Source organism: Streptomyces maremycinicus (assembly GCF_001184025.1).
Lineage (GTDB): Bacteria > Actinomycetota > Actinomycetes > Streptomycetales > Streptomycetaceae > Streptomyces > Streptomyces maremycinicus.
Window position 1 is genome coordinate 307,491 of record NZ_BBYG01000009.1, and the last position, 12,646, is coordinate 320,136.

A 12,646-nucleotide genomic window follows, 5' to 3' on the forward strand; every position below is an offset into this window, starting at 1 on the left:
CGGTGAGCGGGCCGGCGCCCCGGTCCGTTCCGCGGGCCCGGGCGGGAAGCGGCGCGCGGGTCCGTGACCCCGGGCCCGCACCCCGCCCGGCTCGCCCGAACGTGTGTCGGCCGATCGGTCGACACACGGGTACGGCCCCTCGAACACGCAGGTCGTAGGACCAGCGGCCGAGCCCGGTCGGGCCAAAACTCGGTGGGCGTCGTCAGCGCCGGTCCGTAGGCTCGCGGTGATGCCCAGGACACCAGAAACCGCTTCCCGAGACCGCTCCGCCGTACGCTCACTGCTGCGTCTGTGGCCGTACGTCCGTCCCGTGCGGACAAGGCTGTTCACGGCCGCCTTCGTCGCCGTGCTCGCCTCCTGTACGGGGCTGGTCATCCCGCTCGTCCTGAAGTGGATGGTGGACGGCCCGGTGGCCGACCGGGACACCACCGGGGTCTGGCTGGGCGCGCTCTGCCTGCTGCTGCTCGGGTTCGCGGAGGCGCTGCTGTTCGGGCTGCGGCGCTGGCTGGTGGCGCGTCCGCTGTCGCATGTCGAGGCCGAGATGCGCACGGACCTCTACGCGCGGCTCCAGCGGCTGCCGGTGGCGTTCCACGACCGGTGGGCCTCGGGGCAGCTGCTGTCCCGGGCGACGGCCGATCTGGGGCTGCTGCGCATGTTCCTCGCCTTCCCGCTGACGTTCCTGCTGGTCAACTCGGTGACGATTCTTCTCGGGGTGGTCATCATGCTGCTCCAGGACTGGCGGCTCGGGCTGGTCATCCTCGGGCCGGCCGTCCCCGTCGTCGTGATGTGCGTGTACTTCGAGAACCGGTACGCGGTCGTCGCGCGGCGCGCCCAGGACCAGGCAGGGGACCTGACGACGGTGGTCGAGGAGAGCGTCCTCGGCATCAGGATCATCAAGGGCTTCGGACGGCACCGGAGCCAGGCGCGGGCCTTCCGGGAACTGTCGTCGACGCTGCGCGGCACGGAACTGCGCAAGGCGCGGCTGCTGGCCACCATCTGGGCCGTCATCGTGACCCTCCCGGAGGTGGCGATCGGGGCGGCCCTGGTGCTCGGCTCGGTGCGGGTGGCGGACGGCGAGCTGTCCGCGGGCACCCTGGTCGCGTTCCTGTCCACGGCGCTCGCGTTGCGCTGGCCGGTGGACTCGATCGGCTTCCTGCTGGCGATGAGCCAGGAGGCGGCGACGGCGACGGAACGCTACTTCGAGGTGATGGACGAGCCGCCCGAGGAGCCCGACGGCGACCGCGGCGGGCGGGCCCCCGTCGTCGACGGCGGTCTGCGCTTCGACGGCGTCACCTTCCGCTATCCCGACGCCTCCCCCGACTCCCCGCCCACCCTCGACGGCGTCGACCTGCACATCCGGCCCGGCGAGTCCATGGCGCTGGTCGGTGCGACCGGCAGCGGGAAGACCACGCTCACGGCCCTCGTGCCCCGGCTGCACGAGGTGACCGCCGGCCGCATCACGCTCGACGGCGAGGACATCACCGCGCTGTCCCGCGAGGAACTGCGCTCGCGGGTCGCCGTCGCCTTCGAGGAGCCGACCCTGTTCTCCGCGAGCGTCGGCGAGAACGTCCTCATGGGAGCGGCGGACGGGGCGGGCGCCGTCGAGCTGGAGCGGGCGCTGGACGTGGCGCAGGCGGACTTCGCGCACGCGCTGCCGCAGGGCGTCGAGACGCAGGTCGGCGAGCAGGGGCTCAGTCTCTCCGGCGGACAGCGGCAGCGTCTCGCACTGGCCAGGGCCGTCGTCGGCCGGCCCCGCTTCCTCGTCCTGGACGACCCGCTGTCCGCGCTGGACGTGCACACCGAGGCCGCCGTGGAGGCCGCGCTGCGGCAGGTCCTCGCCGACACCACCGCGCTGATCGTGGCGCACCGCCCGTCCACCGTGCTCCTCGCCGACCGTGTCGCGCTGCTGTCCGACGGGCGGGTCACCGCCGTCGGCACCCATCACGAACTGCTGCGCAGCAACGCGGAGTACGCCCACCTCATGTCCGGCGAACCGTCCGTGAGCCGGTTCGAGAGCCCGTTGCGGACCACGTACGGGTCCACGCACGGGACCACGTTCGAGACCCGGTCCGGTGAACAGGAGGCCGACCGCCGATGACCGCCCCCGCCACCACCTCGTCCGTCACCGACGACGACGCCGAGGCCCCTGCCCGGACCGCCGTCGACGACCCCTTCGACAAGGACGTCCTGCCCACCCCGCCCGGCGCCACGGGCGCGCTGCTGCGTTCCCTGCTCGCGCCCATGCGCGCGCGGGTCGCCCTCACCTCGCTCCTGCTGCTGCTCCAGCAGGCGGCCGTGCAGGCCGGTCCGCTGCTGGTGGCGTACGCCATCGACCGCGCCGTACCGGCCTTCCGGGCCGACGACCACGGCCCGCTGGTCGCGGTCGGCGTCGGCTACCTGCTGTGCGCGCTGGTCTCCGGCGGCCTTCAGTACGCGTTCCTGATCACCTCCGCGCGCGTCAACCAGGACGCGCTGCTCGATCTGCGCGGCCGGATCTTCCGGCACGCGCAGGCGCTGAGCCTGGACTTCCACGAGCGCTACACCTCGGGGCGGCTGATCTCGCGCTCCACCACGGACGTGGAGTCGCTGCGCGAGCTGCTCAGCGAGGGTCTTCAGGAACTCGTGACGGTGATCCTGTCCTTCCTCTACATCTCGGCGATGCTGCTCTGGCTGGACCTGGGGCTCGGGGCCGTCGCGGTGGCCTCCTTCGTGCCGCTGTACCTCCTGGTCAGGATCTACCAGCGGCGCGCCGGACAGGTGTTCCGGGCCCGCTCCACCGCCATCGCGGCCGTGATCGTGAAGTTCGTGGAGACGATGAACGGCATCCGCCCGGTGCGCGCGTTCCGCCGCGAGGCCGTCAACGACGCCGACTTCGGCGTCCTGAACCGGCGGCACGAGCGGATCAACGGCGACGCGCTCCTGGAGATGGCCCGGTACGTCACCGGATCGCGGCTGGTCGCCAACACGGCCGTCGCGGTGATCGTGCTGTGGGGCGCCACCCGGGTGGCCGACGGCTCGCTGGCACTGGGGGTGCTGGCAGCGGCCGTGCTGTATCTGCGGCGACTGTACGACCCGATCGACCGGCTCGCCATGTTCCTCAACTCCTACCAGTCGGCGGCCGCCTCGCTGGAGAAGATCGCGGGCCTGCTCGCCCAGACGCCGTCCGTGCCCGAGCCGTCCGCGCCGCGGGAACTCCCGGCGCGGGAGAGCGAACTGCCCGGCCGGGAGGTCGTCTTCGACGGGGTGTCCTTCGGGTACCGCACGGGCGGCGAGATCCTCCCCCGCTTCGACCTGACCCTGCCCGCCGGACAGACCGTCGCCGTGGTCGGCTCGACCGGCGCGGGCAAGTCCACGCTGGCCAAGCTGCTCGCCCGCTTCTACGACCCGTCCGGCGGGCGGGTGCTGCTGGACGGGGTCGACCTGCGCGAGCTGGCCGTGCCCGAACTGCGGCGCGGGGTGGTCATGGTGACGCAGGAGGCGTTCCTGTTCTCCGGCACGGTCGCCGAGAACATCGCCATCGGGCGGCCGGACGCGAGCCGGGAGGAGATCGAGCGTGCGGCGAAGGCGATCGGCGCGCACGAGTTCATCAGCGCCCTGCCCGACGGCTACGACACCGACGTACGCAAGCGCGGCGGCCGGATCTCCGCCGGGCAGCGGCAACTCGTCGCGTTCGCACGCGCGTTGCTCGCCGACCCCGCGGTGCTGATCCTCGACGAGGCGACCAGCTCGCTGGACGTCCCGGGCGAGCGGGCCGTGCAGGCGGCGATGGCGACGGTGCTGAAGGGCCGTACGGCGGTGGTGATCGCGCACCGGCTGTCGACCGTGGAGATCGCGGACCGGGTCCTGGTCATGGAGCACGGCCGGATCGTCGAGGACGGCAGCCCGGCCGCGCTGATCGCGGGCACCGGCCGGTTCGCGGAGCTGCACCGGGCCTGGCGGGACAGTCTGGCGTGAGCGTAGGGGGATCCAGGAGGACCACGGGGGCCGGAGGAACGAGCGGATGATCGACGCCTACGAGGATCCCGGCGCGCCGGACCGGCGCGGCGGCTGGGCCTACCTGGCCTGGCTGGTGCGCTGCCAGCCGTGGCGGGCGCTGGCCGGGGCGGTGCTGGCCAGCGTCTGGATGGTGCTGATGGCGGTGACGCCGTACCTGCTGTCCAAGGCGGTGGACGACGGGCTCGAGCCCGGTGACACGGCGGCGCTGGCCGGCTGGACGGCGGCCCTGTTCGCCGTGGGCGCCTTCAACGCCTGGGTGAGCATCATGCGGCACCGCACGATGACCCGGGTGCGGATGGACGCGTACCTGCGCACCACCAAGGTCGTCGTCGGGCACACGGTGCGGCTCGGCGCCGCGCTGCCCCGCCAGGTGGAGGCCTCGGAGGTCGTCACGATCGGCGTGAGCGACGTGCACACCATCGCGGGCGCGCTGACGGTGATCGGGCCGGGCGTCGGCTCGGTCGTCGTCTGCGTCTTCGTCGCCGGGCTGCTGCTGTCGGTGTCGCCGCTGCTGGCGGCGATCGTGCTGCTGGGAATGCCGGTGGTCGCGGTGCTGGTCGGGCCGCTGATGAAGCGGCTCCAGGGCACGGAGACGGAGTACCGGGAGCGGCAGGGCGTGCTCACCGCGCGGATCGGTGATCTCGCGGGCGGGCTGCGGGTCCTGAACGGGCTCGGTGGCAAGGAGCTGTTCGCGGCCTCCTTCGACCGTGACTCGCAGCGGCTGCGGGCGCAGGGCTACCGGGTCGGCGCGGTCACCAGTTGGATGCAGGCACTGGGGGTGGGCCTGCCGACGCTCTTCCTCGCCGTGGTCACCTGGGCGGCGGCCCGGCTCGCCGCCCAAGGGGAGCTGACGGTCGGCGAGTTGGTGGCGGTGTACGGCTATGTCGCGGTCCTGATCGGCCCGGTGGCGTTCCTCGTCGAGATGGGCTACCAGCTCAGCCGGGGCGTGGTGGCCGCCCGTCGCGTCGTACGGCTGCTGCGGCTGGAACCGGCCCCCGACGCCGTACCCGGCACCACCGGATCGGACACCGGTACCGCACCCGACACCGGCACAGGCACCGACACCGACACCGGCACCGGCACCGGCACCGGCACCGGTGTCGCCGACGCGCCGGCCGAGCCGTCCGTGCTGCACGACCCGGTCTCGGGTGTGCGGGTGGCCCCGGGGCGGCTGACCGCGCTGGTCGGCGCCCGGCACGCGGAGGTGACCGCCGTCGTGGACCGGCTCGGCCGGTACGGGCCCTCGGACGCCACCTGGGGCGGGGTACGGCTGGACGCCGTCCCCCTGGACCAGGTCAGGGAGCGGATCCTGGTCGCCGACCACGAGGCCGACCTGTTCGCCGGGAGTCTGCGCGAGGTGGTGGGCGGGCGACGGACGCCGTCCCCGGCGGATCTCGGGCGGGCGGTGCGGGCGGCGGCCGCCGACGACATCGTGCGGGGCCTGCCGAAGGGGCTGGAGTCGCCCGTGACCGCGCAGGGGCGCAACCTCTCCGGTGGCCAGCGGCAACGGGTCCGGCTGGTACGGGCGTTGCTCGCCGACCCCGGGGTGCTGCTGGCCGTCGAGCCGACCTCGGCGCTCGACGCGCACACGGAGGCGGTGGTCGCCCGGCGGCTGCGCGCCGCGCGGACCGGGCGTACCACGGTGGTGACCACCACCTCGCCGCTGCTCCTCGCCCAGGCGGACACCGTCCACTTCCTGGTCGACGGAAAGGTGGCGGCGAGCGGCCACCACCGCGACCTGCTGGAGCGGGAACCGGGATACCGGGCCCTGGTGGCCCGCGACTCCGACGACAGTGATCCGGACCCGGATGACGTGGCCGGCGCGGGTGCCGAGGAGGTCGCGCGGTGACGGTGGTCGACGGGTCGTCGGGGCGGTTGCCGGTCGCCACGCCCGGTGACGTGCGCCGGGCGGCCGTACGGCTGCTGCGGGCCGACCGGCGGGCCTTCGCCGGAGCGCTCGTTCTGAACGTGCTCGCCGCCGGGGCCGGGCTGGCCGGGCCGTGGCTGCTGGGGCGGATCATCGACGAGGTGCGGGCCGGGCACGGCACCGGCGCCGTGGACCGGCTGGCGGCGGCCATCGTGCTCTGCGCGCTCGCGCAGCTGCTGCTGGCCCGCTGGGCCCGGTACGCGGGGCACCGCTTCGGGGAGCGGATGCTGGCACGGGTGCGGGAGGAGTTCGTCGGGCGGGCCCTCGCGCTGCCCGCGTCGGTGGTTGAGCGGGCCGGCACCGGCGACCTGACCACGCGCGGCACCGCCGATGTGGCGGCCGTGGGCACCACCCTGCGGGACGCCGGGCCCGAGCTGCTGGTCTGCACGGTGCAGGCGCTGTTCACGCTCGGCGCGGTGTTCGTGATCGACCCGCTGCTCGGGGCGGTCGGAGTGCTCGGGCTGACCCCGATCTGGTGCGCGCTGCGCTGGTACCTGCGGCGGGCGCGCGCGGCCTACCTCGCCGAGGGCGCGGCCACCTCCGAGGTCGCCGAGGTCGTCGCCTCGACCGCGTCCGGGGCGCGTACGGTCGAGGCGTTCCGGCTCCAGGAGCGGCGGACGGCGGCCGGCCGGGAGGCGCTGGAGATCGCGCGCCGCACCCGTTTCCGCACGCTCTACCTGCGCTCGGTGTTCTTCCCGGTGATCGAGGTGTCCTACTCGCTGCCGGTGGCGGGTGTGCTGCTGCTGGGCGGCGCGCTGCACGCGCGGGGCTCGATGAGCCTGGGTGCGGTGGTGGCGGCCGCGCTGTACCTGCGGCAGTTCACCGAGCCGCTGGACCAGATCCTGATGCGCGTCGAACAGCTCCAGAGCAGTGGCGCCTCGTTCGCCAGGGTGGAGGGCCTGGCCCGGGCACCGCACGCCGAGCCGGACGGCGGGGCGCCCGCTCCGGCGGACGACCGGATCGACGTGACGGGCGTGCGGTACGCCTACGAGCGCGGCGGCGAGGTACTGCGCGGGGTCGATCTGACGGTACGGCCCGGTGAGCGGCTCGCGGTCGTCGGCCCGTCGGGCGCCGGCAAGACGACGCTGAGCAGGCTGCTCGCCGGGGTGGACGCGCCGAGCGCGGGCACGGTGACCGTGGGCGGGGTGCAGGTCGCGGAGCTGGCCCCGGAGACGCTGCGCCGGCAGGTCGTGCTGGTCACCCAGGAGCACCATGTGTTCCTCGGTACGGTCCGCGACAACCTGCTGATCGCCGAACCGGCCGCGACCGACGCGCGGTTGTGGGAGGCGCTGGCCGCGGTCGGCGCCGCCGACTGGGTCCGGGAGATGCCCGGCGGCCTGGACGCCGTGCTCGGCGCGGGCGGCGCCCGGACGGACGGCTCCCAAGCCCAGCAACTCGCCCTGGCGCGGGTGGTGCTGGCCGATCCGCACACGCTGATCCTGGACGAGGCGACGGCCCTGCTGGATCCGGCGACCGCCCGGCACACCGAGCGGGCGCTGGCCGCGGTACTGCGGGGGCGGACCGTCATCGCCATCGCCCACCGCCTGCACACCGCGCACGACGCGGACCGGGTCGCCGTGATGCAGGACGGCCGTCTCACCGAACTCGGCACGCACGAGGCCCTGGTGACGGCGGGCGGGGCGTACGCGACACTCTGGCGGACCTGGCACGGCGAGCGCGCCGCAGAGTCCTGACCTCCGGTTCGCCCCGCCCCGCGACCGGGCAGGGCGGCCGTGCCGGTCACCCGGCCGGACGACCGCCCGCCCGGCGGCCGCTCGACACCTCGGGCCGGCCGCTCGGCGGTGTCCTGCGGGTCCTGCCGTCCGCTCGACGTGTCCCGGCGGCGACTCGACCGCATATCGAACATGAACTACCGGACAACGAACTGTTTCCGGCCAACTTCCTGACGCGCTCCTGACAGATAGCGCAATCCACTGCCACTCTTCCCACTGCTGGTTCACAGCAACCCCACAGCAAATCCCGCTCCACGTACCGCCTTTGTTCTGCGTACCGCCTTTGTCGTGCCCGCGCGGCTCACCCGCCGTCGGGTCTCCCCTGGCCGCGTGACCCGTGGCCGCGCAGAAGGAGTCAGTGTTGAGCAGCAGTCCCTCTCGCAGACGCACCCCCCACAGCACCTCCCGTCGTGCCGCGGCCGTCGCCCTCGTCGGCGTCTCCGCGCTCATCGCCGCCGCCGTGCAGTCCGGCGCGGCGACCGCCGCCCCGGTGAAGGCACCGCAGGCGGCCGGTCAGGCCAACCCGGGCGCCGAGTCGGTGCGCCTCACCCCCGCCCAGCGTGCCGCGCTGATCCGGGAGGCGGACGCCGGCAAGGCGGCCACCGCGAAGGAGTTGGGCCTCGACGCCAAGGAGGCGCTCGTCGTCCGTGACGTCGTCAAGGACGCCGACGGCACCCTGCACACCCGCTACGAGCGCACCTACGGCGGCCTCCCGGTCCTCGGCGGCGACCTGGTCGTCGAGACCGCGAAGTCCGGCGCCACCGAGGGCGTCACGAAGGCCACCCGGGCCGCCATCAAGGTCGCCTCGCTCTCGCCGGCCCTCAGCGCGGCCAAGGCGGAGAAGCAGGCGCTGAGCCTCGCCACGGCCGCGGGCGCCGAGAACGCGGACACCGACCGCGCCCCGCGCAAGGTGATCTGGGCGGCGAACGGCACCCCGGTCCTGGCGTACGAGACCGTCGTCGGCGGGCTCCAGGAGGACGGCACCCCGAACGAGCTGCACGTCATCACCGACGCGGCCACCGGCAAGAAGCTGTACGAGTACCAGGGCATCGAGACCGGCACCGGCAACACCATGTACAGCGGCCAGGTGACCCTCGGCACCACGCAGTCGGGGTCCACGTACAACCTGACCGACGGCGCGCGCGGCAACCACAAGACGTACAACCTCAACCGGGGCACCTCCGGCACCGGCACCCTCTTCTCCGGCCCCGACGACGTCTGGGGCACCGGCGCCGCGTCCAACCTGGAGACCGCGGGCGCCGACGCCCACTACGGCGCGGCCCTGACCTGGGACTACTACAAGAACGTGCACGGCCGCAGCGGCATCAGGGGCGACGGGGTCGGCGCGTACTCGCGCGTGCACTACGGCAACGCGTACGTCAACGCGTTCTGGTCGGACAGCTGCTTCTGCATGACGTACGGCGACGGCTCGGGCAACACCCACCCGCTGACGTCCATCGACGTGGCCGGGCACGAGATGACGCACGGCGTCACCTCCAACACCGCGGGGCTGAACTACAGCGGTGAGTCCGGCGGCCTCAACGAGGCGACCTCGGACATCTTCGGCACCTCGGTCGAGTTCTACGCGCAGAACTCCTCGGACGTCGGTGACTACCTCATCGGCGAGGAGATCGACATCAACGGCGACGGCTCGCCGCTGCGCTACATGGACAAGCCGAGCAAGGACGGCGCGTCGAAGGACAGCTGGTACTCGGGGATCGGATCGGTCGACGTCCACTACTCGTCCGGCCCGGCGAACCACTTCTTCTACCTCCTGTCGGAGGGCAGCGGCACCAAGACCATCAACGGTGTCACCTACAACTCGGCCACCTCGGACGGCCTCCCGGTCACCGGCATCGGCCGCGACAAGGCCGAGAAGATCTGGTTCCGCGCGCTGACCACGAAGTTCACCACGACCACCAACTACGCGGCGGCCCGCACCGGCACGCTGGCGGCGGCCGGTGAGCTGTACGGCACCACCTCCACCGAGTACAAGGCGGTGCAGGACGCGTGGGCCGGCGTCGCGGTCGGCGCCCGTTCCGGCGGCGGGGGCGGCGGCGGCACCTCCTTCGAGAACGCCGCCGACGTATCGATTCCGGACAACGGGGCGGCGGTCACCTCCTCGGTCACCGTCTCCGGCCGGACCGGCAACGCGCCCTCGAACCTCGCGGTGGCGGTCGACATCGTCCACACCTACATCGGTGACCTCCAGGTGCAGTTGCTCGCGCCCGACGGCACGGCGTACACGCTGAAGGCGTACGGCACCGGCGGCAGCACGGACAACCTCAACACCACGTACACCGTGAACGCGTCCTCCGAGGTCGCCAACGGGGTCTGGAAGTTGCGGGTCCAGGACAACGCGGCCCAGGACACCGGCTACATCAACAGCTGGAAGCTGACCTTCCCGTAGGCCACAGGCCCCGCAGGGGCCCTGCACAGCCGAACGAGAGACAGCGCACAGAACGCCGTCCCGGAGCTCCGACTCCGCCGGGACGGCGTTCCCTTTTTGCCGGTGCCTTACCTACGTCCTGTTGGCCCTTTACCCAGGTCAAGTCCGTTCACATTCCGGCAACGTTCATCCGGCCGTTGATTTTCAGCCAACATCACTTCGGGGTCCTGACATGTACGCGCCTTGATGCCAGTCTTCCTGTCACCCGCCGCACAACTTCACAGCAGTCACGGACGGCCACCCCACGCCGCCCGGGCACCCCCACATCCAAGGAGCTTGTGTGACCTCCCTCTACGCGCGTCACAAGCACACCACCCTGGCCATCGCCACCGCCGTCGCGGCCGGAGCCCTGATCACCACCGGCCTCACCGGCAGCGCGGCCGCCCAGACCCCGACGGACGCCTCCGGCGCGACCCCCCTCGCCGCGCCCACCGCGCTGGCCCCCGCCGCCCGCACCGCCCTGATCCAGGACAAGCAGGCCGACGCGACCGCGACCGCGCAGGAGATAGGCCTGGGCACCAAGGAGGCGCTCGTCGTCCGTGACGTCGTCAAGGACGCGGACGGCACGGTCCACACGCGCTACGAGCGGACCTACGCGGGTCTGCCGGTCCTCGGCGGCGACCTGGTCGTCCACGAGTCGGCCGCCGGCGTGAACAAGGGCGTCACCAAGGCGACGAACACCACCATCAAGGTCGCCTCGCTCACCCCGGTCGTCACCGCCGCCAAGGCCGAGAAGCAGGCCCTGACGCTCGCCAAGGACGCCGGCTCCGCCAGCACCGAGGCCAGCGACGCGCCCCGCAAGGTGATCTGGGCCGGCAACGGCAGCAAGCCGGTCCTCGCCTACGAGACGGTCGTCGGCGGACTCCAGGACGACGGCACCCCGAACGAGCTGCACGTCATCACCGACGCGGCCACCGGCAAGAAGCTGTACGAGTACCAGGGCATCGAGACCGGCACCGGCAAGAGCCTCTACTCGGGCACGGTGACCCTCGGCACGACCCTGTCGGGCTCGACGTACCAGCTGACGGACGGCACGCGCGGCGGCCACAAGACGTACAACAAGTCGCACACCACGACCTCCTCGGCGGGCACGCTGTTCACCGACGCGGACGACACCTGGGGCACCGGCGCCGCGTCCAGCTCGACCACGGACCAGACGGCCGCCGTCGACGCCGCGTACGGCGCGCAGGCGACGTGGGACTTCTACAAGGCCACGTTCGGCCGCAGCGGCATCAAGAACAACGGTGTCGCCGCGTACTCCCGCGTCCACTACGGCAACGCGTACGTGAACGCCTTCTGGGACGACAGCTGCTTCTGCATGACGTACGGCGACGGGTCGAGCAACACCCACCCGCTGACCTCGCTGGACGTGGCCGGCCACGAGATGACCCACGGCGTCACCTCGAACACGGCGGGTCTGAACTACTCGGGCGAGTCCGGCGGCCTCAACGAGGCGACCTCCGACATCTTCGGCACCGCCGTCGAGTTCTACGCGGCGAACTCCTCCGACGTCGGCGACTACCTCATCGGCGAGAAGATCAACATCAACGGCAACGGCACCCCGCTGCGCTACATGGACCAGCCGAGCAAGGACGGCGGCTCGGCCAACTACTGGTCGTCCTCGCTGAAGAACCTGGACGTGCACTACTCGTCCGGCCCGGCGAACCACTTCTTCTTCCTGCTGAGCGAGGGCAGCGGCAGCCGGACCATCAACGGGGTGAGCTACAACTCCCCGACCTACAACAGCTCCACCCTCACCGGTATCGGACGCGCCAAGGCCGTCCAGATCTGGTACAAGGCGCTGACGACCTACATGACCTCGACGACCACCTACTCGGGCGCCCGCACGGCGACCCTGAGCGCGGCGTCGGCGCTGTACGGCTCGACCAGCACCGAGTACAAGGCGGTCGCGGCGGCCTGGACGGCCGTCAACGTCGCCTGAGAGATGCGCGGTTGACGTGAGGCGGTACCCGGGACGAAGGCTTCCCGGGTACCGCCTTACCCTTGGCTCCCATGTCTTCGAAGGACTTCACGTACGACGATGTCGGCGCGACCCGTGACCGCCCCGGCCACTGCCCCGCCGGCTTCCATTCCCTCCACGTCCGCACCCGCCTCGGCGAGGGCCACGAGGTCTTCCGCCGGGCCGCCGAAGCGGTCCTGACCTGGGAGATGCACCGCACCCTGGGCGTGGGCATGGACACCACCGCGCAGCGGGCGGCCCCCGACGTCGACGTCACGGTCACCCTGGCCGGCCTCATAAAAGCCCCCTGCCGGGTGGTCTGGACGGTGGACGAACACCGGCGGGCCGGCTGGGCGTACGGCACCCTCCCCGGCCACCCCGAATGCGGCGAGGAGTCCTTCGTCGTCGACCGCACCGGAGACGGCACGGTCTGGCTGACCGTCTCCGCCTTCAGCCGGGCCGCCAAGTGGTACGCGAGAGCCGGGGGCCCGGCGACCCGGGGCTTGCAGCAGGCGTACGCGCGGCGGTGCGGGGTGGTGCTGCGGGGGTTGTGCGGGGGCGAGGAGTCGTAGACGCCCCCG

7 protein-coding genes are annotated in these 12,646 nt (G+C 72.6%); all 7 read left to right on the forward strand.

Annotation, left to right across the window (positions count from 1 at the left end; translation table 11 throughout):
* The first annotated feature begins 229 nt into the window (after window positions 1-229).
* The 7 genes from AOQ37_RS05945 to AOQ37_RS05975 all read left to right on the forward strand — a co-directional run bounded on the left by AOQ37_RS05945 (window position 230) and on the right by AOQ37_RS05975 (window position 12,637).
* Complete coding sequence (locus AOQ37_RS05945; RefSeq protein ID WP_062641919.1) at window positions 230-2,098, forward strand: ABC transporter ATP-binding protein; 1,869 nt, start codon at window positions 230-232, stop codon at window positions 2,096-2,098.
* Window positions 2,095-3,954 carry an ABC transporter ATP-binding protein gene (locus AOQ37_RS05950; RefSeq protein ID WP_062641920.1) on the forward strand — a complete coding sequence of 620 codons (1,860 nt, stop codon included), beginning with the start codon at window positions 2,095-2,097 and terminating at the stop codon, window positions 3,952-3,954. The genes AOQ37_RS05945 and AOQ37_RS05950 overlap by 4 nt, the downstream gene beginning before the upstream one ends.
* Before the next feature lie 46 nt (window positions 3,955-4,000).
* Window positions 4,001-5,845, forward strand: a complete 1,845-nt coding sequence (locus AOQ37_RS05955) for an ABC transporter transmembrane domain-containing protein (protein ID WP_062641922.1) — start codon at window positions 4,001-4,003, stop codon at window positions 5,843-5,845.
* On the forward strand, window positions 5,842-7,617 hold the full coding sequence (locus tag AOQ37_RS05960) for an ABC transporter ATP-binding protein (protein ID WP_078890023.1): 1,776 nt from the start codon (window positions 5,842-5,844) through the stop codon (window positions 7,615-7,617). The genes AOQ37_RS05955 and AOQ37_RS05960 overlap by 4 nt, the downstream gene beginning before the upstream one ends.
* A 397-nt stretch (window positions 7,618-8,014) precedes the next feature.
* Window positions 8,015-10,066, forward strand: a complete 2,052-nt coding sequence (locus AOQ37_RS05965; protein ID WP_374701479.1) for a M4 family metallopeptidase — start codon at window positions 8,015-8,017, stop codon at window positions 10,064-10,066.
* A gap of 319 nt (window positions 10,067-10,385) precedes the next feature.
* Window positions 10,386-12,047, forward strand: a complete 1,662-nt coding sequence (locus AOQ37_RS05970; RefSeq protein ID WP_062641926.1) for a M4 family metallopeptidase — start codon at window positions 10,386-10,388, stop codon at window positions 12,045-12,047.
* Window positions 12,048-12,118: 71 nt separating this feature from the next.
* Complete coding sequence (locus AOQ37_RS05975) at window positions 12,119-12,637, forward strand: DUF1990 domain-containing protein (protein WP_062641928.1); 519 nt, start codon at window positions 12,119-12,121, stop codon at window positions 12,635-12,637.
* Window positions 12,638-12,646: the final 9 nt, after the last annotated feature.

What these genes read in the sequence shown, in the direction of transcription:
- AOQ37_RS05975 (WP_062641928.1), top strand. Translation starts at nt 12,119, where the DNA reads ATGTCTTCGAAGGACTTCACGTACGACGATGTCGGCGCGACCCGTGAC.
- AOQ37_RS05955 (WP_062641922.1), top strand. Translation starts at nt 4,001, where the DNA reads ATGATCGACGCCTACGAGGATCCCGGCGCGCCGGACCGGCGCGGCGGC.
- AOQ37_RS05950 (WP_062641920.1), top strand. Translation starts at nt 2,095, where the DNA reads ATGACCGCCCCCGCCACCACCTCGTCCGTCACCGACGACGACGCCGAG.
- AOQ37_RS05945 (WP_062641919.1), top strand. Translation starts at nt 230, where the DNA reads ATGCCCAGGACACCAGAAACCGCTTCCCGAGACCGCTCCGCCGTACGC.